General features: G+C 67.9%; 21 protein-coding genes. 15 read left to right on the top strand and 6 right to left on the bottom strand.

The window, feature by feature from the left end:
- Positions 1–121: 121 nt before the first annotated feature.
- Both ndk and NNZ72_RS24695 read right to left on the bottom strand, forming a co-directional pair.
- Positions 122–544, bottom strand: coding sequence for a nucleoside-diphosphate kinase (gene ndk / locus NNZ72_RS24700; RefSeq protein WP_257318338.1), 423 nt, complete (start codon positions 542–544; stop codon positions 122–124).
- 83 nt (positions 545–627) lie between these two features.
- Positions 628–1,317 carry a glutathione S-transferase family protein gene (locus tag NNZ72_RS24695; RefSeq protein WP_257318337.1) on the bottom strand — a complete coding sequence of 230 codons (690 nt, stop codon included), beginning with the start codon at positions 1,315–1,317 and terminating at the stop codon, positions 628–630.
- Positions 1,318–1,450: 133 nt separating this feature from the next.
- On the opposite strand from NNZ72_RS24695, the gene NNZ72_RS24690 reads away from it, so the two are divergent.
- Positions 1,451–1,963 (top strand): DinB family protein, encoded by a 513-nt coding sequence (locus tag NNZ72_RS24690; RefSeq protein ID WP_257318336.1) that lies wholly within the window; start codon positions 1,451–1,453, stop codon positions 1,961–1,963.
- Positions 1,964–2,068: 105 nt separating this feature from the next.
- Positions 2,069–2,353, top strand: a complete 285-nt coding sequence (locus NNZ72_RS24685; RefSeq protein ID WP_257318335.1) for a hypothetical protein — start codon at positions 2,069–2,071, stop codon at positions 2,351–2,353.
- Here NNZ72_RS24685 and NNZ72_RS24680 read toward each other — a convergent pair whose 3' ends face one another.
- On the bottom strand, positions 2,354–3,949 hold the full coding sequence (locus tag NNZ72_RS24680) for a methyl-accepting chemotaxis protein (RefSeq protein WP_257318334.1): 1,596 nt from the start codon (positions 3,947–3,949) through the stop codon (positions 2,354–2,356). It abuts the gene before it with no gap.
- Positions 3,946–4,245, bottom strand: coding sequence for a hypothetical protein (locus NNZ72_RS24675; protein ID WP_257318332.1), 300 nt, complete (start codon positions 4,243–4,245; stop codon positions 3,946–3,948). Before NNZ72_RS24675 ends, NNZ72_RS24680 begins: the two co-directional genes overlap by 4 nt.
- A gap of 272 nt (positions 4,246–4,517) precedes the next feature.
- Between NNZ72_RS24675 and NNZ72_RS24670 the strand changes: the two genes are divergently transcribed.
- The 8 genes from NNZ72_RS24670 (at position 4,518) to NNZ72_RS24635 (ending at position 13,075) form a co-directional block, all read left to right on the top strand.
- On the top strand, positions 4,518–5,603 hold the full coding sequence (locus NNZ72_RS24670) for a GGDEF domain-containing protein (RefSeq protein ID WP_257318331.1): 1,086 nt from the start codon (positions 4,518–4,520) through the stop codon (positions 5,601–5,603).
- Between the two features lie 63 nt (positions 5,604–5,666).
- Positions 5,667–7,553: an ABC-F family ATP-binding cassette domain-containing protein gene (locus tag NNZ72_RS24665; RefSeq protein WP_257318330.1), complete on the top strand. Its 1,887-nt coding sequence runs from the start codon at positions 5,667–5,669 to the stop codon at positions 7,551–7,553.
- A gap of 198 nt (positions 7,554–7,751) precedes the next feature.
- A complete protein-coding gene (locus NNZ72_RS24660; RefSeq protein WP_257318329.1) occupies positions 7,752–8,861 on the top strand; it encodes a TRAP transporter substrate-binding protein in 1,110 nt (369 codons plus the stop codon).
- A gap of 107 nt (positions 8,862–8,968) precedes the next feature.
- Positions 8,969–9,577, top strand: a complete 609-nt coding sequence (locus tag NNZ72_RS24655) for a TRAP transporter small permease subunit (RefSeq protein WP_257318328.1) — start codon at positions 8,969–8,971, stop codon at positions 9,575–9,577.
- Positions 9,574–11,022, top strand: coding sequence for a TRAP transporter large permease (locus NNZ72_RS24650; RefSeq protein WP_257318327.1), 1,449 nt, complete (start codon positions 9,574–9,576; stop codon positions 11,020–11,022). The genes NNZ72_RS24655 and NNZ72_RS24650 overlap by 4 nt, the downstream gene beginning before the upstream one ends.
- A 96-nt stretch (positions 11,023–11,118) precedes the next feature.
- Positions 11,119–12,045: a Gfo/Idh/MocA family protein gene (locus NNZ72_RS24645; protein WP_257318326.1), complete on the top strand. Its 927-nt coding sequence runs from the start codon at positions 11,119–11,121 to the stop codon at positions 12,043–12,045.
- Positions 12,046–12,195: 150 nt separating this feature from the next.
- Positions 12,196–12,402 carry a hypothetical protein gene (locus tag NNZ72_RS24640; RefSeq protein WP_257318325.1) on the top strand — a complete coding sequence of 69 codons (207 nt, stop codon included), beginning with the start codon at positions 12,196–12,198 and terminating at the stop codon, positions 12,400–12,402.
- The gene (locus NNZ72_RS24635) at positions 12,395–13,075 is read left to right on the top strand and encodes a Fic family protein (RefSeq protein ID WP_257318324.1); all 681 of its coding nucleotides are present in this window, start codon (positions 12,395–12,397) and stop codon (positions 13,073–13,075) included. The genes NNZ72_RS24640 and NNZ72_RS24635 overlap by 8 nt, the downstream gene beginning before the upstream one ends.
- Before the next feature lie 31 nt (positions 13,076–13,106).
- Here the strand turns inward: NNZ72_RS24635 and NNZ72_RS24630 are convergent, their stop codons facing one another.
- Both NNZ72_RS24630 and NNZ72_RS24625 read right to left on the bottom strand, forming a co-directional pair.
- Positions 13,107–13,556 (bottom strand): DNA polymerase III subunit chi, encoded by a 450-nt coding sequence (locus tag NNZ72_RS24630; protein WP_257318323.1) that lies wholly within the window; start codon positions 13,554–13,556, stop codon positions 13,107–13,109.
- A 7-nt stretch (positions 13,557–13,563) separates the two neighbouring features.
- Positions 13,564–15,054 carry a leucyl aminopeptidase gene (locus NNZ72_RS24625; protein WP_257318322.1) on the bottom strand — a complete coding sequence of 497 codons (1,491 nt, stop codon included), beginning with the start codon at positions 15,052–15,054 and terminating at the stop codon, positions 13,564–13,566.
- Positions 15,055–15,293: 239 nt separating this feature from the next.
- Here NNZ72_RS24625 and lptF point away from each other — a divergent pair, with 239 nt between their 5' ends.
- From lptF to pdxA, 5 genes are all read left to right on the top strand, one after another.
- Positions 15,294–16,481: an LPS export ABC transporter permease LptF gene (lptF, locus tag NNZ72_RS24620; protein ID WP_257318321.1), complete on the top strand. Its 1,188-nt coding sequence runs from the start codon at positions 15,294–15,296 to the stop codon at positions 16,479–16,481.
- Positions 16,478–17,560 (top strand): LPS export ABC transporter permease LptG, encoded by a 1,083-nt coding sequence (gene lptG, locus NNZ72_RS24615; protein ID WP_257318320.1) that lies wholly within the window; start codon positions 16,478–16,480, stop codon positions 17,558–17,560. Before lptF ends, lptG begins: the two co-directional genes overlap by 4 nt.
- A complete protein-coding gene (locus NNZ72_RS24610; RefSeq protein WP_257318319.1) occupies positions 17,560–19,896 on the top strand; it encodes an LPS-assembly protein LptD in 2,337 nt (778 codons plus the stop codon). The genes lptG and NNZ72_RS24610 overlap by 1 nt, the downstream gene beginning before the upstream one ends.
- 109 nt (positions 19,897–20,005) lie before the next feature.
- Positions 20,006–20,944, top strand: coding sequence for a SurA N-terminal domain-containing protein (locus NNZ72_RS24605; protein ID WP_371747817.1), 939 nt, complete (start codon positions 20,006–20,008; stop codon positions 20,942–20,944).
- A 47-nt stretch (positions 20,945–20,991) separates the two neighbouring features.
- A complete protein-coding gene (gene pdxA / locus NNZ72_RS24600) occupies positions 20,992–22,023 on the top strand; it encodes a 4-hydroxythreonine-4-phosphate dehydrogenase PdxA (RefSeq protein ID WP_257318318.1) in 1,032 nt (343 codons plus the stop codon).
- Positions 22,024–22,076 lie beyond the last annotated feature (53 nt).

Below are 22,076 nucleotides of genomic sequence, written 5' to 3'. Positions count from 1 at the left end.
CTCGACCACGATGTAGAACTCGTCCAGTCCTCCACCGGAGGTGGAGGTTTACTTTGGTTACAATGAAGGAACCGGAACCTTGCGGCCCCGGTTCCCCGAAGACTTGCGATGGAAAATCCGTTCAGCCGACGATCTCGGTGCCGGAGAACCAGTAGGCGATCTCCTCGGCGGCCGTTTCCGGGGCGTCGGAGCCGTGGACGGAGTTCTCGCCGATGGAAAGCGCGTGGACCTTGCGGATGGTGCCCTCGGCGGCGTTGGCCGGGTTAGTGGCGCCCATGACCTCGCGGTTCTTCGTAATCGCGTTCTCGCCTTCCAGCACCTGCACGACGGTCGGGCCGGAGGACATGAACTCGACGAGCTCGCCGAAGAACGGACGGTCCTTGTGGACGGCGTAGAAGCCTTCGGCCTCGCGGCGGCTCATCCAGACGCGCTTGGAAGCAACGACGCGCAGGCCCGCGTCCTCGAGCATCTTGGTGATGGCGCCGGTGAGGTTGCGCTTCGTCGCGTCCGGCTTGATCATCGAAAAGGTGCGTTCAATCGCCATTTTCCCGTTTCCCTTGGTGTTCCGGTGAAAGTGGCGGTTCCTTACCCGCCAATGCCCGGCAAAACAAGGGGGACGCGCGCGTTTCAGGCCGGCGGCACGCTGCGCCCCGCTCCGCCGTGCAGATCGAGGCAGCGCTCGAACCAGGCGGCGACCGGATCGTCGGGGTCGAGCACCCGCGCCTTCGAGGTGGTGCGCAGCCATTGCAGCGCGCCGAAGACGATGTAGTCGGCGAAGAGCGGGCCGTCGCCGCCGACGAAGGGCTGGGTGCGGAGCATGTTGCGCAGCGGCCGGAGCTTCCTGGCGAAGTCCGCGATCTCCGCCGCTCCCGCCGCGGCGATCTCCTCCAGCGTCGCGCCGAGGCGCGCCTCGCGGCTCTTGCGGAAATAGGCGCGGTCGGCGGGCGTGAGCAGGTCGTGGATGTCGAGGATGGCGATGCGGGTGACGGCCATGTGCAGCGCCGACTGCGACCAGGCCTCGACGAAGCGGGCCGTCGCCCGGCCTCCCTCCCCGCCGAAGAGCGACGGCCGGTCGGGATAGGCCTCGTCGAGATAGACGGCGATGTCGAAGCTGTCGCGCACCAGCCTCTCGCCGTCGCGCAGCAGCGGCACCGTCGCCGTGGCGCCGTCCTCGACGGCGGGGATCTCGGTGAAGGCGAGCGGCACGGTCTCGTGGGCAAGCCCCTTGTGGGCGAGCGCCATCACCGTCTTCCAGACATGGGGCGAGAATTGCCGCGCCCGGTCCTCGCCGCAAAGCGCGTAAAGCCGTCTCGTCATCGCTGCCTCGTGCGGTTGTTGCCGGCCCATTGGAGCGCAAGGCGGGGCCTCGCACAAATCAGATAATTTCATCGGTCGCATTCATGCGGCGGATCGATGCCTTCGCTATAGTCGCGGCCCGAAGGAGACCGTCATGCTCGACCACTACCGGATGTTCGCCGCCTACAACGCCTGGGCCAACGGCCTGCTCTACGAGGCCGTCGGCCGGCTCGACGACGCCGACTACCGCCGCGACCTCGGCGCCTTCTTCGGCTCGCTCCACGGCACGCTCAATCACCTGCTTACCGCCGACCGCATCTGGATGCGGCGCTTCACCGGCGCGGGCGACGCGCCATACCGGCTCGACACCATCCTCCACGACGATTTCGCCGGGCTCGCCGCAGCCCGCGCGGCCGAGGACGCGCGCATCGCCGGCTGGATCGACACGCTCGACGAAGGGCGTCTCGCCACCGATTTCCGCTACAGCCCGATCAGCAAGCCGGAGCCTGCCGTCGTCCATGCGCTCGGCCCGGCGCTCTCCCATGTCTTCAACCACCAGACCCACCACCGCGGCCAGTGCCATGCCATGCTGACCATGGTGGGCGGCCCGAGCCTCTCGCTCGACCTCATCTATTTCCTGCGCACGGAGGGCACGCGCTGGCTCTGAGCCGCTGTATCCGCGGGAACAGGCACGGCCGCGGAGCGATGGGATAGTTCGGCCATCGGGGCCGGCCGCGAGCCGGCGGCCGCCCGGCCTGAAGAGGGAAGAACGATGGCAAGAACGACCGACGAATGGGCGGCGCTGCTCGGCAGCACGCTTTCCAAGATGGCGCGCGTCCACGGCACCGAGGCGCCGGACGCCTATCTGCCGGAGGAATGCTACCCGGTGATCGAGAAGACCTTCGAGGTGGCGCTGGCCGAGGCGCGGGCGGAGGGCTATGCCGCCGCCCTGCGCGAGCTCCAGCAGGGCCGCGCGGCCCGCGGCCGGGAGCCGGCGCGGACCTCGGTGTTCGGGCAGGTGATGCGGGCGATCCCGCTCGCCCGCCGGACGGCCTGATCAGGCGGCGACGCGGCCGTCCTCGCGCGACGGGCGGCCGGTGAAGCGGAAGCCGGCGAGCATCGCCTCCAGCGCCTTCGCCTCGTCGGCCAGCAGATCGGTGGCCGCGGCCGATTCGCCGACCATCGCCGCGTTCTCCTGCGTGGTGCGGTCGATGTCCGACAGCGCCTCGTTGATCTCGCCGAGGCCGCAGGCCTGCTCGCGCGCGCCGCGCACGATGCCGTCGACCTGGCCGGTGATGCCCTTCACCTCCTCGGCGATCGCGGTCAGCGCCTGCCCCGTCTCGCCGACGAGGCCGACGCCGGTGCGGATATGCTCGCCGGAGGCGCCGATGAGGGCGCGGATCTCCCGGGCCGAGGTGGCGGAGCGCTGCGCGAGCTCGCGCACCTCCTGCGCCACGACCGCGAAGCCCTTGCCGGCGTCGCCCGCACGCGCGGCCTCGACGCCGGCATTGAGCGCGAGCAGGTTGGTCTGGAAGGCGATCTCGTCGATGACGCCGACGATCTGGCCGATCTCGCCCGACGACGTCTCGATCCGGCTCATCGCGCCGACCGCGTCGGTGACGACGGAGCCGGAGCGCTCCGCGTTGCGGCGGGCGTGGTCGACCGACTGGCCGGCCTGCTCGGCGAGCGCGGTCGTCTGCTTCACGGTCGCCGTCACCTGGGCGAGCGAGGCGGCCGTCTCCTGCACGGAGGCCGCCTGGCGGTCGGTGCGCATCTGCAGCTCGCCGTTGGCCTGGCTGATCCGGCTTGCGCCCGAGCGTACCGAGCGGGCCGTCCGGCCGACCTTCAGCAGCACGTCCTCCAGCTTTTCCATCGAGCCGTTGAAGGAGACGCGCAGGCCGTCGAGCCGGCCCGCGAAGGCGCGGGCGATGCGATAGGCGAGGTTGCCGGAGGAGAGTTCGGCAAGCGCCCGCTCCAGCTCGTCGACGACGGTGCGGATCGCTTCCGCCTCCGCCTGCTTCTCGCGGTCGCGGGCGGTGCGCTCCTCCTCGGCCGCACGGTCGGCGGCACGCGCCCGCTCGGAGGCGGAGACGGCGTCGCGGTGGGCGTCGTTCGCCTGCGCCACCGCCTCGTCCGCCGCGGTGAAGGCGCGCACGACGGCATGGGTCAGCGCGATCAGCACGGCGCTCTGCAGCACCAGCACGACCGCGTGCAGCACGACGCGGTGGAAATGCGATTCGCCCGGGAAGACGGCGAGCGGCATGGCGAAATAGAGCACCAGGTGATGCGCGGCCACCAGCGCCGCGTAGCCGACGATGGCGCGCCAGTCGATCCACGCCGCGCAGATGGCGAGCGTGGCGAAGAAATACATGTGCATGTCGATCTGCAGCGCCGACCCCTCGAAGGAATAGACGAGCAGCGCGACCAGCGCCGCATGCGCCATGGAGACGACGACGCGCGTCGTCGGGCCGGTGCGCGATTGCAGCCAGCTCGCGCTCGCCGAGGCGGCGACGGCAAGGCCCGCCGCGAGCGCGAAGAGCGAGACGCCCTCCGGCCGCAGGACGCCGTGCAGCGCAAGCAGGGCGACATTGAGCCAGAGCAGGGCGAAGATGCCGACCGACGCCCTGGCGCGTAGATGATCGAGTGCGTTCATGACTGTTCCTTCTGCAGACATCCGGCTGCGAGAGCGTGGTTGACGACGAAGAGGGCGCCCTCCGCCATCAGGCGGCCGGCAAAGCCGTCGCCGTCCGAATAGGCGACGGCCACGGAGGAAAAGCGCGTGGCCGAGACGAAGGCGCCGCCCGCCCGGCCGATCAGCGCGTGCGTGGCGGCGGCATCGGAGCCGGGACGCGCCACGACCAGCACGAAGCGGCCCGACGGCCACGCCACGGCGAGCGTGAGCAGCACGAGGAAGAGCGCGAAATTGGCCGCGATCACGCAGCGGTTCATGGGCGGTCGCCGTCCGGACGGAAAAACGGGGGATGCCGGAAACGCGCCGGCCGATGCGGGGCTCACGGGCTCCGCCGGCTTCATGCCTCATCGACGGATGCCGGAAATCCGTTAGCGATCGCTTAAAATTCCGGTCGTGACCTGGCTATTGTCAAGTATCGGGCGGCATTTCCCTGACGAACGCAAAATTAACCGCGCAATCCGATAGTTACGCCGACATACGAAACCAGGGCGCGGCCGGCCCGCCGCCGCGCCGCAGACAACGGCGCTCCATGACCAGCAAAGCCACCCCCGCCGCCAAGGACACCCAGCCCGCCGTGCCGCCGATCATGGCGCGCATCGCCCACCTGATGGCGAGCCTCGGCATCTCCGGCCTGCCGCGCAACTACGAGCTGCTGTTCGAGGCGCTGAACGGCAATGCCGGCGTGGCGCGGGAGATCGCCGCGCTCGGCAAGGCGCCGGAGCAGTCGGCGCTCGATTCCGTGGCGCTGCGCCACGCGCTGCCGAGCCACAACGCGCTCGCCGCCGGCCAGGCGGCCGGCGAGGCGGTGCGGCTTCTCGGCGAGATCGCGCAGGCCTCGGACGCGAGCCGGCGCAGCCGCGCGGCGGCGGTGCAGGAGCTGGAGGAGATTTCCGCGCGCATGCAGCGCGACCCGGTGCTCGGCATTTCCGACTTCGCCGCCGACGCCGCACGCCTGCTCGCCCTCGTCAACGACATCCTCGGCGCCGACCGCTCGGCCACCTCGAAGATCGGCGAGCTCCAGAGCCGGCTCGACACGCTGCGCTCGGGCCTCTCGGTGAGCCGCGAGGCGCTGACGCACGACCCGGTGACGGGGCTCGCCAACCACGCCGCCCTGATCGGCCGGCTGAAGACCTTCTTCCACGAGGAGGCGGAAGGCACCGTCGCCGCCCTCCTCCTGCTGCGCGTCGACGCGCTGAGGGACTTCGCCGAGAGCCACCCGCCGGGTGCGGCCGAGAAGACGCTGAAGCGGCTCGCCGCGATCTTCCGGCAATCGGTCAAGAAGAACGACTACGTCGCCCGCACCGGGCCGGACCTGTTCTGCCTGCTGCTTTCCGACGTCAGCCGCGAGAACGTCATCCCCATCGCGCGCCGCATCGCCCAGCACGTCGCCGACAAGCCCTTCCCCTTCCAGGACCGCGAGCTGCCGGCCGGCTTCCTGACGCTGACGGCCGGTGTGGCGATGAGCGACACGGCCGACGCGCCGACGGCCTTCTACGAGCAGGCCGAGCAGGCGCTCGCCTATGCGACCGACAGCGGCATCGCGCTCAGGGTCTATTCGGCGGAGGTCGCCGCACGCGGCGGGCGCACCTACCGCGCCGCGGGCTCGGCGGCCTGAGGCGACAAAGACGCGGCGCAAAACCGCTTCTCATTCCGGCGGAACTTGCTCTATAGAGCCGGCATGATCACGATCTCCGGCCTCTCCGCCCGCGTCGCCGGGCGTCTCCTCATCGACAACGCCTCGCTCTTCCTGCCCGCCGGCACGAAGGCGGGCCTCGTCGGCCGCAACGGTACCGGCAAGTCGACGCTGTTCCGCGTCATCACCGGCGAGCTCGCGCCCGAGGCGGGCAGCATCTCGATCCCGCGGAACGCCCGCATCGGCCAGGTGGCGCAAGAGGCGCCGGGCACGGACGAGCCGCTGATCGACATCGTGCTTGCCGCCGACAGGGAGCGCGCGGCCCTCATCGCCGAGGCGGAGACGGCGAGCGACCCGCACCGCATCGCCGAGATCCAGACCCGGCTCGCCGACATCGGCGCCCATTCGGCCGAAGCCCGCGCGGCGAGCATCCTCGCCGGCCTCGGCTTCGACCACGAGGCGCAGAAGCGGCCGGCCAAGAGCTTCTCCGGCGGCTGGCGCATGCGCGTGGCGCTCGCCGCCGTGCTGTTCTCCGAGCCCGACCTGCTTCTGCTCGACGAGCCGACCAACTATCTCGACCTCGAGGGCACGCTGTGGCTGGAGGACTACGTGCGGCGCTATCCGCACAGCGTCATCGTCATCAGCCACGACCGCGACCTGCTCAACACCGCCGTCAACGCCATCGTCCATCTCGACCAGCAGAAGCTCACCTTCTACCGCGGCTCCTACGACCAGTTCGAGCGCCAGAAGGCCGAGGCCGACGAGCTGCAGATGAAGGCGAGAGCCAAGAACGAAGCCGCGCGAAAACATCTGCAAAGCTTCGTCGACCGCTTCCGCGCCAAGGCCAGCAAGGCGCGCCAGGCGCAGAGCCGCATCAAGGCGCTGGAGCGCATGGGCACCGTCGCCGCCGTGGTCGAGAGCGAGGTGCAGCCGATCACCTTCCCCGAGCCCGAGAAGCAGCCCGCCTCGCCCATCGTCGCGATCGAGGGCGGCGTGGTCGGCTACGTGCCGGGCAGGCCGGTGCTCAGGCAGATCAACCTGCGTATCGACAACGACGACCGCATCGCGCTGCTCGGCTCGAACGGCAACGGCAAGTCGACCTTCGCCAAGTTCATCGCCGGACGGCTGGAGGCGGAGGCGGGCAACGTCAAGCGCGCGCCGGGACTGAAGATCGGCTTCTTCGCCCAGCACCAGCTCGACGACCTGATCCCCGAGCAGTCGGCGGTGGAGCATGTGCGCCGGCTGATGCCGGACGCGCCGGAGGCCAGGGTGCGCGCCCGCGTGGCGCAGATGGGCCTTGCCACCGAGAAGATGGCGACGGCGGCGAAGGACCTTTCCGGCGGCGAGAAGGCGCGCCTGCTGATGGGCCTTGCCGCCTTCGACGCGCCGAACCTCCTGATCCTCGACGAGCCGACCAACCATCTCGACATCGACAGCCGCCGCGCACTGATCGAGGCGCTCAACGACTACGAGGGCGCCGTCATCCTGATCTCGCACGACCGCCACCTGATCGAGGCGACGGTCGACCGGCTCTGGCTCGTCGCCGACGGCACGGTAAAGACCTTCGAGGGCGACATCGAGGATTATCGCGGCCTGATCGTGCAGTCCGGCAAGGGCAAGGACGAGAAGGACAAGGCCGCCAACGGCGAGGCGGCGAGCAAGGCCGGGCAGCGCAAGGCGAGCGCCGACCGCCGCGCCCAGCTCGCGCCGCTCAGGAAAAAGATCAACGAAATCGAATCCCTGACGGCGAAACTGCACAAGCAGATTCAGCTCCTTGATGCGGAACTTGCAGACCCCGCGCTCTACGAGAGGGATCCGGCGAAGGCGGCCGAGAAGGCGAAGCTGCGCGCGGCGGCCGCCGGCAGGCTCGCCGGGGCCGAGGAGGAGTGGCTGACGCTTTCGGCCGAATACGAGGAGGCGATGGCCGGCTGATTGCGGCCGGCCGCGGAGCCCCCACGCGGATAAACGCCCAAAAAACAGGCAGATAGCGCTCCCTCTCGCCTGCGACGAAAGTCGTAGGGAAGCGTTTCCGTGCGTCCGCGTCAGCCGCTTGAAACGCTCAACCCGACATGTTTAGCTTCCTTGCGATAACACAAGAGCGGAAGGGCCGCTCGCCACCGGGAGGAAACTATGGATCGTCGTTCGTTCATGAAGAAGGCCGGAGCCGCAGGTCTGGGAGGCGCTGCAGCCAGCGTCCTCGCGGCGCCGGCCATCGCCCAGACCAATCCCAAGATCACCTGGCGCCTGACCTCGTCGTTCCCGAAGGGCCTCGACACGATCTACGGCGGCGCCGACACCTTCTCCAAGTACCTCTCCGAGGCGACCGACGGCAATTTCCAGATCCAGCCCTTCGCCGCCGGCGAGCTGGTGCCGGGCCTGCAGGCCGCAGACGCGGTCTCGGCCGGCACGGTCGAGGCCTGCCACACGGTCGCCTACTACTACTGGGGCAAGGACCCGACCTGGGCGCTGCCGTCGGCCGTGCCCTTCGCGCTCAACGCGCGCGGCATGAACGCCTGGCACTATCACGGCGGCGGCATCGACCTCGCCAACGCGTTCTTCGGCCAGCACAACATCGTCGCCTTCCCGGGCGGCAACACCGGCGTGCAGATGGGCGGCTGGTTCCGCAAGGAGATCAAGACCGTCGCCGACCTCTCGGGCCTCAAATTCCGCATCGGCGGCTTCGCCGGCGCCATCGTCTCCAAGCTCGGCGTCATCCCGCAGCAGATCGCCGGCGGCGAGATCTACCAGGCGCTGGAGAAGGGCACGATCGACGCGGCCGAATGGGTCGGCCCCTACGACGACGAGAAGCTCGGCTTCCAGAAGGTCGCGCCCTACTACTACTATCCCGGCTTCTGGGAAGGCGGCCCGACGGTGCACCTGATGTTCAACAAGGCGAAGTTCGAGGAGCTGCCGGCGAACTACAAGTCGCTGGTGCGCACCGCCGCCCAGGCGACCGACGCCAACATGCTGCAGAAATACGACTACGTGAACCCGATGGCGATCAAGAAGCTGGTCGCCGCCGGCGCGCAGCTCCGCCCCTTCAGCCCGGAGATCCTCAACGCCTGCTTCGACGCGGCGCAGGAGACCTATGCCGAGCTCGTGAGCAGCAACGAGAACTTCAAGACGATCTGGGAGTCCATCATCGCCTTCCGCAAGGAGCATTTCCTCTGGCAGCAGGTGGCGGAATTCACCAACGACACCTTCATGATGCAGCTCCAGCGCGCCGGCAAGCTCGGCTGAGCTTGTCGTCGGACGGCGGGATCGAAGATCCCGCCGTTTTCGTTTCTTCCGGAGGAAAGGCTCCGGCACCGGACAATCCGTTCAGCGAAAACGGAGGGAGGGGAAACTTGGCTCTGGCTTTGCGCATCACCGGCGTCATCGACGAGATCAGCCGGCGGGTCGGGATCATCGCGATCTGGCTCGTGCTGTTCTCGTCGATGACGGCCGCCTTCAACGCGGTCTTCCGCTATTCGACCGATTCGATCCTCTGGCTGGAGCGCAATGTCGGCGGCGTCGGCCTCTTCGAAGCGATCCTCACGCTCTACCGCAACAATTCCAACACGCTGTCGGAAGCGCAGTGGTACATGTTCGCCGGCATGGTCATGCTGGGCGGCGCCTGGACGCTGAAGGTCAACGAGCACGTGCGCGTCGACCTGTTCTACGGCTGGGTGAGCGAGCGCACCCGCACCTGGATCGACCTGCTCGGCGGCATCTTCTTCCTGCTGCCGATCTGCCTCCTGATGATCTATTTCACCTGGCCCTGGTTCGTCGACAGCTGGATCACCAACGAAGGCTCGAACAATGCCGGCGGCCTGCCGCGCTGGCCGGCCAAGCTGATGGTCCCGCTCGGCTTCGCGCTGGTGGCGTTGCAGGGGGCGGCCGAGATCGTCAAGTGCATCCTCGTGCTCACCCACGGCTACATCCGCGAGTTCGCCTACGAGAAGCCGCTGCAATGACCGATTTCATCGTCCATTACATCGCCCCCATGATGTTCGTGGGGCTGATCTTCTTCATGGTCATCGGCTATCCGGCGGCCTTCTCGCTCGCCGCCGTCGGCCTGTTCTTCGGCTTCGTGGCGATCGAGCTCGGGCTGATCGCGCCGGACTTCCTCGGCAACCTCACCTACCAGCTCTTCTCGGTCCTCTCCAACGACCTCCTGCTCGCCATCCCCTTCTTCACCTTCATGGGCGTGATCCTGGAGCGGTGCGGGCTGGCGGAGGACCTGCTCGACGGCTTCGGCCAGCTCTTCGGCGGCGTGCGCGGCGGGCTTTCCTATGCCGTCATCCTCGTCGGCGCGGTGCTCGGCGCCATCACCGGCACGGTCGCCGCCTCCGTCATCGCCATGGGCCTCATCTCGCTGCCGGTGATGACCCGCTACGGCTACAACATCCGCCACGCGACCGGCGTGATCGCCGCGTCGGGCACCATCACCCAGCTCATTCCGCCCTCGCTGGTGCTGATCGTGCTCGCCGACCAGCTGCAGCGCTCGCCGGGCGACATGTATATCGGCGCGACCGGCGCCAGCATCGTGCAGGTGCTGCTGTTCATGGGCTGGGTCTTCGTCCTCAGCATCGTCAAGCCCCACTACGTCCCTGCCCTGCCGCCGGAGGCGCGCACGCTGCGCGGCTGGCCGCTCTACCGGAAATGCATCCGCGGCATGGTGCCGTCGCTGGCGCTGATCTTCGTCGTGCTCGGCACCATCTTCATGGGGCTCGCCACGCCGACGGAGGCCGGCGCCATGGGCGTCGTCGGCGCCATGCTGCTCGCCTGGATGAACGGCCGGCTCACCTGGAAGCTCACCTACCAGGGCATGGACATGACGATGCGGCTCACCGCCATGGTCGTCTTCATCCTGCTCGGGGCGCGCGTCTTCAGCCTGGTCTTCCAGGGGGTCGGCGGCAGCCACTGGATCGAGGGCATGCTGACCTCGCTGCCGGGCGGGGTCGTCGGCTTCCTGATCTTCGTCAACATCTTCATCTTCGTCATCGCCTTCTTCCTCGATTTCTTCGAGATCGCCTTCATCATCGTGCCGCTGATCGCGCCCGCCGCGCAGGCGCTCGGCATCGACCTGATCTGGCTCGGGGTGATGATCTGCGCCAACATGCAGACGAGCTTCATGCACCCGCCCTTCGGCTTCGCGCTGTTCTATCTCCGCGGCATCGCGCCGAAGACGGTGAAGACGCGCGACATCTACATGGGCGCCATCCCCTGGCTGGTGCTGCAGCTGATCCTCGTCGGCCTGCTGATCGCCTTCCCGGAGATGGTGACGTTCTTCCTCGACAAGGACATCGTCCGCGACCTCGACAGCATCCAGATCCTGGTGCCCGGCGCCGACGGCAGCAACGGGCTCGAAGGCGCGCCGAGCTTCGGCTTCGAGCAGCCGCCGCAGTTCGGGGAATAGCCGCCCCTCGCCTGCCCGCCACATGACGTCGCCGCTTGCCAGCGGCGGCGTTTGTGCTAGAGGAAAGCAATTATCATACAAATGAGGGGCGGAGACATGTCACCGATCAATCTCGCAATCGTCGGCGTCGGCAAGATCGTGCGCGACCAGCACCTGCCGGCGGTCGCCGCCAATCCCGACTACCGGCTGATCGCCGCGGCGAGCCGCAACGGCACCGTCGACGGCATCGACAATTTCAGGTCGATCGAGGAGATGCTCTCCGCCGTGCCGGCGATCGACGCCGTGTCGCTGTGCATGCCGCCGCAATACCGCTACGCGGCGGCGGAGAAGGCGCTCGCCGCGGGCAAGCACGTCTTCCTCGAGAAGCCGCCGGGGGCGACGCTCTCGGAGGTCGCCGACCTGGAGGCGCTCGCCGCCGAAAAGGGGCTCACCCTCTTCGCAAGCTGGCATTCCCGCTATGCTCCTGCCGTCGAGGCGGCGAAAACCCTCCTCTCCGGCACGACGATCCGCGCGATGCGGGTGATCTGGAAGGAGGACGTGCGCCACTGGCATCCGAACCAGGAATGGATCTGGCAGGCGGGCGGCCTCGGCGTGTTCGATCCCGGCATCAACGCGCTCTCCATCGTCACCCACATCCTGCCGCGCCCGGTCTTCATCACCGCCGCGACGCTGGAGTTCCCGGAGAACCGCGACGCCCCCATCGCCGCCGCGATCACCTTCACCGACGCGAGAGGCCTCGACCTCGCCGCCGATTTCGACTGGCGCCAGACCGGCAAGCAGAGCTGGGACATCGTCGCCGAGACGGACGCCGGCGAAATGGTGCTGTCCGAGGGCGGCGCGAAGCTCTCCGTCGACGGCAGGCTCGTGCACGCGGCGCCGGAGCGCGAATACCCGGCGCTCTACGAGCGCTTCGCCGCCCTCGTAAAGGCCGGCCGCTCCGACGTCGACCTCGCGCCGCTGCGCCACGTCGCCGACGCCTTCATGCTGGGCCGGCGGAAGTTCGTCGAGGCGTTTCACGATTGAGATGTCCGACAATGAATGGAAATCGTCCAATCGGTCCCTATATGTTGCAGCTACGTCCCATCAGGTCCGCACAATGGAAAGCGCGATACAAACAGCCGTTGCCATCAATCGCGAATGTGTTTCTATGGGACCTATTGAAAGGACACCGGCATGAATGAACCACTTAAAGCTCTCATCGAGGCTGCCCGCAAAGCTCCGCGGACGAAGAGTGAGCTGGAAGTTCAGCGCCGCAGCTTCGCCTATGGCAATACGCATTTCGAAAACGACAGGATAACCCGCGAGATGGTGAACCGGATCGCCGACGAGATGCCGTTTTCCGAAGATCTGGACCTCGGGGTGAACCGCGCCGATGAGTGAAGAGCGTCGCCACAGCGTGGCGAATGAGGCGAATCTGATCCAGGACGAACAGCTTCGAGCGGAAGCGGAAGCCAGGAACGGCCTTCACCAGTTCGACCGTGCCTGCAGCATGATTGTCGACGCGATCGAGAAGGGCGAAAGCTGGAACCTCCGCCCTTCCGCCATCCTCACTCTCCATCGTGCGGCCCTCGACGGAATCAGCGGCTACGCGGGTAATTACCGGCCATCGGGCGTTGCCATCTCGGGCAGCAAGCACAAGCCGGTCGACGCCCATCTCGTGCCCGAACTCATCGAAGACCTCTGCGACTACGTAAACGGGCACTGGAAGGACAAGACCGCCGTTCACCTGGCGTCGTATGTCATGTGGCGGCTCAATTGGATCCATCCGTTCAGCGATGGAAACGGACGCACGTCGCGCATGGTCTCCTATCTGGTCCTGTCGGTCAGGCTGGGAATGCTGCTACCGGGCCGGGATACGATACCCGACCAAATCGTCGACAACCGGCATCCGTATTTTGATGCCCTCGAAGACGCCGACCGTGCCTTGGCGGACGGTAAGATCGACCTGACCAAGATGGAAGAACTGATCGAAAGCATGCTTGCCAAGCAGCTTATGGGCGTAATGGAATCGGCCACCGGCAAGCATTTCGGCCCTTCACAGCAGCCGGAGTAAAAACGGCTACCCTGGCCGTTCCCGTCGTGCTCTACGCCTTCTTCGCCCAGCGCCCGTCGGAATTCTGCTGCCAGTAGGTGAGCTGGTGGCCCTCGGCCTTCAGGCGCTTCCAATGTTCGCGGGCCGTCTCCACCTCTGCCTGGTCGTAGCCGTCGAAGAGGAAGATCACGCGCTCGTAGGCGTCGAGCGGCGGGGGGGCGGCGCCGGCGACGAGGAAGCGGACGGCCGCGGCGTTCGGATTGTCCGGCGCGGTCGTGAGAAGGATCGGCTGGTCTTGCGGGAAATCCTGCTCGTCGGTGCCGTGCGGCAGAAAACTGTCGTCGCGGTAGGTCCACAGATGCGCGTCGAGCGCGTCGCGCTTCTCCGCGCTTCCCGCCTGCACGACGACGCGCCAGCCACGCTCGAGGCTCTTGTCGAGGAGCGGCGGCAGCGCGTCCTCCAGCTTCGATTCGGTCAGGTGGTAGAACAGGACCTCGCTCACCGTCCGCTCAATTCTCGTAATGGGCGCGCACCAGCTCGTCGAGCAGGCGAACGCCGAAGCCGGAGGCCCAGGACTGGTTGATCTCGTCGTTCGGCGAGCCCATCGCCGTGCCGGCGATGTCGAGATGGGCCCAGGGCGTGTCCTTGACGAAGCGCTGCAGGAACTGCGCGGCGGTGATCGAGCCGGCATGGCGGCTGCCGGTGTTCTTCATGTCGGCGAACTTGCTGTCGATCATCTTGTCGTATTCGCGCCCGAGCGGCATGCGCCAGAGGCGCTCGCTGGTGGCGAGCCCCGCCGCCGTCAGCCTTGCTGCGAGCGTGTCGTCGTTGGAGAACAGGCCGGCGTGATGGCTGCCGAGCGCCACCATGATCGCCCCCGTCAGCGTCGCGAGGTTGACCATGAACTGCGGCTTGAAGGTCTCGTTGCAGTACCAGAGCGCGTCGCAGAGCACGAGGCGGCCCTCGGCGTCGGTGTTGATGATCTCGATCGTCTGGCCCGACATGGACCTGACGATGTCGCCCGGGCGCTGCGCGTTGCCGTCCGGCATGTTCTCGACGAGGCCGAGGATGCCGACGACGTTCGCCTTCGCCTTGCGGGCGGCGAGCGTGTGCATTAGGCCGATGACGGCGGCGGCCCCGCCCATGTCGCCCTTCATGTCCTCCATGCCGGCGGCCGGCTTGATCGAGATGCCGCCCGTATCGAAGACGACGCCCTTGCCGACGAAGGCGAGCGGCCGGTCCTTCTCCTTGCCGCCCTTCCACTGCATGACGGCGAGCCGCGGCGGCCGGGCCGACCCCTGCGCGACGCCGAGCAGCGCGGCCATGCCGAGCCGCTTCATCTCGCGCTCGGTGAGGATGTCCACCTCGACGCCGAGCTTTTCCAGCGCCTTGGCCTTCTGGGCGAATTCGACCGGGCCAAGCACGTTCGGCGGCTCGTTGACGAGGTCGCGGGCAAGCGTCACGCCGGCGGCGACGGCGTCCGAGACCTCGTTCGCCTTCTTCGCCGCGGCGGCGAGCGCGGTGACGAGCGTGACCTTCACGGCCTTGCCGCTCCGGCCCTCCTCGTCCTCGCCCTTCTTCGTCTTGTAGGCGTCGAAGCGGTAGGCGCCGAGGCGGAGGCCGAGGGCGAAGTCGGCGGCGTTCCTCGCCGTCACGGTCACGCCGGGCGCGTCGAGGAAGACGACGACCTTCTCCGCGCCGCCGATCTTGCCGGCGGCCGCGCCGCCCGCCTTCAGCCAGTCGTGCGCCGTCAGCCTGTCGGCCTCCCCGAGGCCGATGACGACGAGGCGGTCGACGCCCGCGCCGTGCGGCGCCAGCACGTCGAGGCTCTTCAGCGCCTTGCCGGTGAACTTCGCGACCGACGCCGCGCGCGCGACGACGCCCTGCGGATCGATCTCGCCGATCCCGGCCGCGGCTGCGCCCGCCGCCTGGAGGAGAATCGCGAGGCCGCCCGTGGGGCGCGCCGTCTTCGCGAAACCGATATCGAAACTGGAACTCATGATCTTCTCCGTCCTGGGGCCTGCCGGCAGGCCCGATTCCTCGTCGGTTTCGCACCGCTTGGCAAGATGCAGCACCTTGTTTACAGAACGTCAACCATGCTTGTTCGCCATAAATTTTCCATGTCCATGGACCCTACCGGCTATGGCGACAGGCTGAGGAAAGTTTATATGTCCATGGCAAGGGCGGCGGACGCCGCGGCGGGGAATCGCCGCAACCCGCCGGAAAAGCGGACCGGAAGATGAAGCTGATCGAGCGCTATATCCTCAGGCGGGCGACGACGATGTTCGTCGCGACGCTCGCGCCGCTGCTCGGCATCGTCTGGGTGACGCAGGCGCTCGGCAACATCAACCTCGTCACCGACAGCGGCCAGTCGACCATCGCCTTCGTGAAGCTCGCCACCCTGATCCTGCCCTCGGTCATCCCGATCATTCTGCCCTTCGCGCTGGTGATCGGCGTCGCGCAGACGCTCACGGTGATGAACGCCGATTCGGAGCTGACGGTGCTCAATTCGGCCGGAAGCTCGCGCGTGACGATCATCCGCCCGGTGATGATGCTCGCCGTGGCGATGAGCTTCGTCTCCTTCGCCGTCGACAATTTCGTCGAGCCCTACTCGCGCATGGCCGTGCGCAAGATGATCGCCACGGCGCATGCCGACATGCTCTCTTCCGTCGTGCAGGAGAACACCTTCCGCAAGATCGCCGACGGGCTCTACGTGCAGGTGGCCGAGCGGCGCGGCGGCGGCGTGCTCGCCGGCCTCTTCGTCGCCGACACGCGCGATCCGCGCTTCGAGCTCGTCTACTACGCCCGCGAGGGCGCCGTCGACGAGGTGAGCTCGGCGCTGGTGATGAAGGACGGCGAGGTGCACCGCAAGGTGCCGGACGGCAACGTCTCGATCATCAAGTTCGATTCCTACGCCTTCGACCTCGCCGACCTCACCCAGAGCGCCGGCACCGCCAACATCCGCGCGAAGGACCGCGACCTGCCCTTCCTGCTCGATCCCGATCCGGACGACCCGCAGTACAGGAAGAACCCGCTCGCCTTCACCGCCGAGTTGCACCGCCGCTTCACCGAATGGCTGTTTCCCGCCGTCTTCGGCCTCGTCGCGCTCGTCGTCAGCGCCGATGCGCGCTCCCACCGCGAGGCGCGGGTGCATCCCATGGTCACGGCGCTCGTCACCGCGCTCTTCGTGCGCTGGGCGAGCTTCTACGCCGGCAACGGGGCGGAGGATTCCGTCCTGTTCGTCCCGGTCATGTACCTCATCCCGCTGGCGACGGCGGCGCTCGCCATCCGCTATCTCGGCCGCAACAAGAGCCTCGACATCCCCGTCACGCTCGGCGACCGGCTGACGGAGCTGCGCAACCGCCTCCTGTCGCGGCTTTTCGGGACCGGCCCCGCCCCGTCCTCCGGCGGAGGCGACCGTCCATGATCCCCACGCTCGGCTTCTATTTCTTCCGTCGCTACGTGGTGACGACGTTCTGGTTCCTGATCGGCATCTTCTCGCTGATCTTCATCATCGACTTCTCAGAGATGGCGAACCGGGCGGGGGCGCTGCCCGGCTACACGACCACGGGCGGCCTCATCGCCACCGCGCTGCGCATCCCGATGATCCTGATCCAGACGGTGCCGTTCGTCGCGCTCTTCGCCGGCATGGCGACGCTGATCGCGCTGAACCGGCGCTACGAGCTGGTGGTGACGCGGGCCGCCGGCATCTCCGTCTGGCAGTTCCTTCGCCCCTTCGTCGTCGGCGCCCTGCTGCTGGGGCTGCTGACGATCCTCGCCATCAACCCGATCGCCGCCTGGGGCAGCCGCAAGGCGCTGGAGCTGGAATCGACCTGGGGCTCGACCAGCGCCGCGCGCGCGGAGAACGCCATCCCCTGGCTGCGGCAGATCTACAAGGGCGACCAGGCGATCATCGGCGCCAAGGCCGTGCTCGACGACGGCACCCGCCTCGTCCACGTCTCCGTCATCCACTTCGACGACGACGGCCGCATCAGCCTGCGCCAGGACGCCGATTCGGCGACTTTGGAAGATGGTTACTGGCTGCTTAAGAACGTTCAGGAGACGCGCAACGGCGAGTTGCCGCGCCGTCTCGAAGAGGTACAGCTCGGTACCAATCTGAAACAGGAATTCGTTCAGGAAAGCCTGGAAAAGCCTGAATCCATTCCCTTTTTCAGCCTCGGCCGGAAGATCGAGGCCGCGCGCTCCTTCGGCTTCCCGACGGATGCGCTGGAAACGCAGTTCCATTCGATGCTGTCGATGCCGCTGCTTCTGGTTGCGATGACCCTGATCGCCGCCTGCGTGTCGCTCAAGTTCAGCCGGTTTAATCAATCGCGCTCGGTGATTCTGGGTGGAATCCTTTCAGGCTTCATGCTTTATGTCGTGACCGTGCTTGTGAAAGCATTCGGAAGCAGCGGTGTTGTTCCTCCGTTCGTTGCGGCCTGGCTGCCAGTGGTCGTCGCAATGTCCCTCGGCGCGACGATTCTGCTGCATCAGGAGGATGGTTAGTGGCGGCAGGCGACCGCAACGCGAATCGGTGGCTGAAGTCCGCCCTGCTTGCAGGTGCGGCCTTGTGCGCCGTCGTGGTCGCCGTTCCCCTTCCCGCGCTCGCCCAGGCGCCGCGCCTGGAGGCGATGGAGCCGGACATCCCGGCCGACGCCAAGCTGCTGCTCGCCGCCAACGAGCTCGTCTACAACAACGACACCGAGAAGGTGATCGCCCGCGGCGCGGTGCAGATCAACTACGGCGGCTATCAGCTCGTCGCCCGCGAGGTCGAGTACGACCAGCCGACCGGCCGGCTGACGGCGCGCGGCGAGATCGAGCTCATCGAGCCGACCGGCAACCGCGTCTATGCCGAGGAACTGAACCTTTCCGACGACTTCGCCAACGGCTTCGTCAATGCGCTGAGGATCGAGACGACGGACCTGACCAAGCTTGCCGCCACCAGCGGCGAGCGGGTCAACGGCGAGGAGATGATCCTCAACCACGCCGTCTACACGGCCTGTACGCCCTGTGCCACCAATCCGGAGCACCGTTCGCTCTGGCAGATCAAGGCCGAGCGCGTCGTGCAGAACGGCCGCACCCACACGGTCAGGCTCGAGCGCGCCCGCTTCGAGATGTTCGGCAAGCCGATCGCCTACATTCCCGTGCTGGAGCTTCCCGACCATACGGTGAAGCGCAAGAGCGGCTTCCTGTTCCCGCAGTTCAGCTACGCGCAGAAGCTCGGCCTCGGCGTCAGCACGCCCTACTACTTCGCCATCGCGCCGGACATGGACGCGACGGTCAGCCCCATGGTCTATACCCGCCAGGGCTTCCTGCTGGAGACGGAGTTCCGCAAGCGCTTCCACAACGGCCTCGTCACGCTGCGCGCGGCCGGCATCAACCAGATGCACCCCTCCTCCTTCACCGCCGGCACGAGCGACCGGCTGGAGGAGTGGCGCGGCATGGTCGCCTCCGAGGGCAAGTTCACGATCAATCCCCGCTGGGCCTTCGGCTGGGACGTGATGCTGCAGAGCGACAACAACTTCTCGCGCACCTACGACCTCTCGGGCCTCGACGACCGCATCCACACCAACCAGGGCTACCTGACCGGGCTCGGCCGCCGCAACAGCTTCGACCTGCGCGCCTTCTACTTCGACGTCCAGGACGCCGACCCGACCGACACGCTGGAGCGCCAGCAGGCCATCGCCCAGACGCTCGACCACCAGTACATCGTGCCGCAGCCGGTGTTCGGCGGCGAGCTCAGCGTCACCACCAACGTCACGAACGTCGAGCGCGACCTCGGCGACACCTACACGCTCGGCGGCAGCACGCGCTTCCGCGGGCTCGAAGGCGGCACGACGCGGCTGACGAGCGAGATCGAATGGAAGCGGCAGGTCGTCGTGCCGGGCGGCCTGGTGCTGACGCCGATGCTGGCGGCGCGCGGCGACCTGCACCGCCTGCAGATGGCCAATCCCGGCGCGGGCTACGCCGGCACCTACGAGGCCGACGATCGGGCCACGCGCTCGATGCTGACGGCGGGCCTCGAGGCGCGCTACCCGATCCTCGGCACGACCGAGCACAGCACCCACCTCTTCGAGCCGATCGGCCAGATCTACGCCCGGCCGAGCGAGCGGCTCGCGGGCGGCCTGCCGAACGAGGACGCGCAGAGCTTCGTCTTCGACGCGACGTCGCTGTTCGAGCGCGACAAGTTCTCCGGCTTCGACCGCATCGAGGGCGGCACGCGCGCGAATGTCGGGCTGCGCTACACCGGCACCTTCGACAACGGGCTGAAGCTGCGCAGCGTCGTCGGCCAGTCCTTCCACATCGCCGGCCTCAATTCCTTCGCCACGCCCGACCTCGTCAACGCCGGCGCGAATTCGGGGCTGGAGAACGACGTTTCCGACTATGTCGGCATGGCGGGCGTCGACCTGCCGAACGGGCTGTCGATCGCCACCAGCGCGCGGCTCGACAAGGACGACCTGTCGCTGCGCCGCAGCGACACGGCGCTGCGCTTCGACGGCGCGCGCTTCGAATCCGAGCTGATCTACACCCGCATCGCCGCCCAGCCGCGCTACGGCCTGCCGACCCCGCAGGACGAGATCCAGACGGCGGCCGCCTACAAGTTCCGCGACTACTGGTCGGTCTTCGGCTCGCTCACCTACGACATCAACCGCCACAGCATCTCGCGCAACGGCATCGGCGTCTCCTACGACGACCGCGACACGGTGCTGTCGGTCGTCTACGAGGAGACGCGCGACAAGTCCGGCACCACCGCCAACGACTGGTCGATCGGCGCGCGCCTCACCTTCCGCACGCTCGGCGACATCCGCATCGGCGACACGACGCTCAACGGCTTCGAATAGGCGCCGGCGCGCGCCCACGCTCTTGTCATCCTTTGGCCGCATGTATTATGCACATCGGGACTATGCCCGCCGACGACGCGCAGGGCGCAGGGTATGGAAAGGGACTGGCATGATGGGCAGGAAATCTCTGGTGCGCGCCATGGCCTTCGCCGCCGCAATGGCCGCTTGCGTGGCCGTCGTCGTTCCGGCGGGCAGCGTTCAGGCGGCGAGCACTGTCGTGGCGGTCGTCAACAACACGCCGATCACCTCCGGCGACGTCGCGCGCCGCGCCGCCTTCCTCCGGCTGCAGCGCACGAAGGGCAACGTCAACGCCATCGCCCGCGAGCAGCTGATCGACGACGTGCTGAAGCGGGCGGAAATCCTGCGCGCGAAGATGTCGGTCAGCAGCAGCGACGTGGACGCCGCCTATGCGCGCTTCGCCGCCTCCAACAAGCTGACGGGCAAGCAGCTCGAGCAGATCCTCGACCGCGCCGGCGTCGGCGTCGAGCACTTCAAGCAGTTCATCGCCGTGCAGATGAGCTGGCCGCGCGTGGTCAACGCCCGCTACGGCGGCGGCCAGGGCGGCAAGACCTTCATGGAGCGCGTGAAGGAGAACGGCGGCCAGAAGCCGGTCACCACGGAGTATTTCCTCAAGCAGATCATCTTCGTCGTGCCGGAGAAGCGCCGCAACGCCATCCTCGGCAAGCGCAAGCAGGAGGCCGAGGCCTCGCGCGCCAAATTCCCCGGCTGCGACGCCGCCAAGTCCTTCGCCGCGACGATGCTCGACGTCTCCGTGCGCGACCTCGGCCGCGTGCTGGCGCCGGAAATGCCCGACGAGTGGAAGCCGCTCGTCGAGAAGGCGAACGGGACCACCACCGGCACCCGCGTCACCGAGCGCGGCGTCGAGTACCTCGCCATCTGCAACAAGCGCGAGGTCAACGACGACTATGCCGGCGAGCTGGTGTTCCGCGCCGAGGAGGCGAGCAAGAGCACGAGCAGCGCCAGCGAGGAGAACAGCAAGAAGTATATCGCCGAGCTGCGCAAGAAGGCGACGATCATCTCGCACTGACCCCGGCGCCTGCCGGCGGCGGGCGCCCCACTTCCGGCAGGACCTTCATGACGACGACGCACATCCCCCCGCTGGCGCTCACCATGGGCGACCCGGCGGGGATCGGCCCCGACATCACGCTTTCGCTGTGGGCCGCCCGCCGGACGCTCGACCTGCCCGCCTTCCTCTTCATCGGCGATCCCGACGCGCTTTCCGCCCGCGCCCGCCGCCTCGGCCTCGACGTGCCGCTCGCCGAAGCCGACCCGGAGACGGCGGCCGGCCTCTTTGCCGACGCGCTTCCGGTGCTCGCCGTCCGCTGCGCCGTGCCGCCCGTCGCCGGCGCGCCGGATTCGCGCAATGCCGATGCCGTCACCGGGGCGATCGAGACGGCGGTGGCGCTGACGCTTGCCTGGCGCACCGCCGCGGTCGTCACCAACCCGATCGCCAAGGCGGTGCTCTATGCCGCCGGCTTCGGCTTTCCCGGCCATACGGAATTCCTCGCCGACCTCGCCGAGAAGGCGACCGGCCGGCCGGCCCTGCCCGTCATGCTGCTCGCCGGCCCCGAGCTCCGCAGCGTGCCGGTGACGATCCACATCCCGCTGAAGGACGTGCCGGCGGCGCTGACGGAGGACCTGATCGTCGAGACGGCCGGCGTCACCGCGCGCGACCTGCGGGAGCGCTTCGGCATCGCCCGCCCGCGCCTTGCCGTCGCCGGCCTCAACCCGCATGCCGGCGAAGGCGGGTCGATCGGCCTGGAGGACGAGGCCGTCGTGCGGCCCGCGGTCGAGCGCCTGCAGGCGGCGGGCATCGACGCCGTCGGGCCGCTGCCCGCCGACACGATGTTCCACGACGCGGCGCGCGCGACCTACGACGTGGCGATCTGCATGTATCACGACCAGGCGCTGATCCCCGCCAAGGCGCTCGGCTTCGACACCTCGGTCAACGCCACGCTCGGCCTGCCCTTCATCCGCACCTCGCCGGACCACGGCACCGCCTTCGCGCTCGCCGGCAAGGGCGTCGCCAAGCCCGACAGCCTGCTGGCGGCCCTCCGGCTCGCCGCCGAGCTCGCCGGACACGCCCGCGCGAAAGAGGCAGCCTAATGGTTTTGTCAAGCTGCATGTTTGAAGTTTGGGCTGAAGGGGGTTCTTGTCTG

This window comes from Shinella pollutisoli, assembly GCF_024609765.1.
GTDB classification, from domain to species: domain Bacteria; phylum Pseudomonadota; class Alphaproteobacteria; order Rhizobiales; family Rhizobiaceae; genus Shinella; species Shinella pollutisoli.
This window is presented reverse-complemented; position numbering and strand designations above follow the sequence as displayed.

What these genes read in the sequence shown, in the direction of transcription:
- ndk (WP_257318338.1), bottom strand. Translation starts at nt 544, where the DNA reads ATGGCGATTGAACGCACCTTTTCGATGATCAAGCCGGACGCGACGAAG.
- NNZ72_RS24695 (WP_257318337.1), bottom strand. Translation starts at nt 1,317, where the DNA reads ATGACGAGACGGCTTTACGCGCTTTGCGGCGAGGACCGGGCGCGGCAA.
- NNZ72_RS24690 (WP_257318336.1), top strand. Translation starts at nt 1,451, where the DNA reads ATGCTCGACCACTACCGGATGTTCGCCGCCTACAACGCCTGGGCCAAC.
- NNZ72_RS24685 (WP_257318335.1), top strand. Translation starts at nt 2,069, where the DNA reads ATGGCAAGAACGACCGACGAATGGGCGGCGCTGCTCGGCAGCACGCTT.
- NNZ72_RS24680 (WP_257318334.1), bottom strand. Translation starts at nt 3,949, where the DNA reads ATGAACGCACTCGATCATCTACGCGCCAGGGCGTCGGTCGGCATCTTC.
- NNZ72_RS24675 (WP_257318332.1), bottom strand. Translation starts at nt 4,245, where the DNA reads ATGAACCGCTGCGTGATCGCGGCCAATTTCGCGCTCTTCCTCGTGCTG.
- NNZ72_RS24670 (WP_257318331.1), top strand. Translation starts at nt 4,518, where the DNA reads ATGACCAGCAAAGCCACCCCCGCCGCCAAGGACACCCAGCCCGCCGTG.
- NNZ72_RS24665 (WP_257318330.1), top strand. Translation starts at nt 5,667, where the DNA reads ATGATCACGATCTCCGGCCTCTCCGCCCGCGTCGCCGGGCGTCTCCTC.
- NNZ72_RS24660 (WP_257318329.1), top strand. Translation starts at nt 7,752, where the DNA reads ATGGATCGTCGTTCGTTCATGAAGAAGGCCGGAGCCGCAGGTCTGGGA.
- NNZ72_RS24650 (WP_257318327.1), top strand. Translation starts at nt 9,574, where the DNA reads ATGACCGATTTCATCGTCCATTACATCGCCCCCATGATGTTCGTGGGG.
- NNZ72_RS24645 (WP_257318326.1), top strand. Translation starts at nt 11,119, where the DNA reads ATGTCACCGATCAATCTCGCAATCGTCGGCGTCGGCAAGATCGTGCGC.
- NNZ72_RS24640 (WP_257318325.1), top strand. Translation starts at nt 12,196, where the DNA reads ATGAATGAACCACTTAAAGCTCTCATCGAGGCTGCCCGCAAAGCTCCG.
- NNZ72_RS24635 (WP_257318324.1), top strand. Translation starts at nt 12,395, where the DNA reads ATGAGTGAAGAGCGTCGCCACAGCGTGGCGAATGAGGCGAATCTGATC.
- NNZ72_RS24625 (WP_257318322.1), bottom strand. Translation starts at nt 15,054, where the DNA reads ATGAGTTCCAGTTTCGATATCGGTTTCGCGAAGACGGCGCGCCCCACG.
- lptF (WP_257318321.1), top strand. Translation starts at nt 15,294, where the DNA reads ATGAAGCTGATCGAGCGCTATATCCTCAGGCGGGCGACGACGATGTTC.
- lptG (WP_257318320.1), top strand. Translation starts at nt 16,478, where the DNA reads ATGATCCCCACGCTCGGCTTCTATTTCTTCCGTCGCTACGTGGTGACG.
- NNZ72_RS24605 (WP_371747817.1), top strand. Translation starts at nt 20,006, where the DNA reads ATGATGGGCAGGAAATCTCTGGTGCGCGCCATGGCCTTCGCCGCCGCA.
- pdxA (WP_257318318.1), top strand. Translation starts at nt 20,992, where the DNA reads ATGACGACGACGCACATCCCCCCGCTGGCGCTCACCATGGGCGACCCG.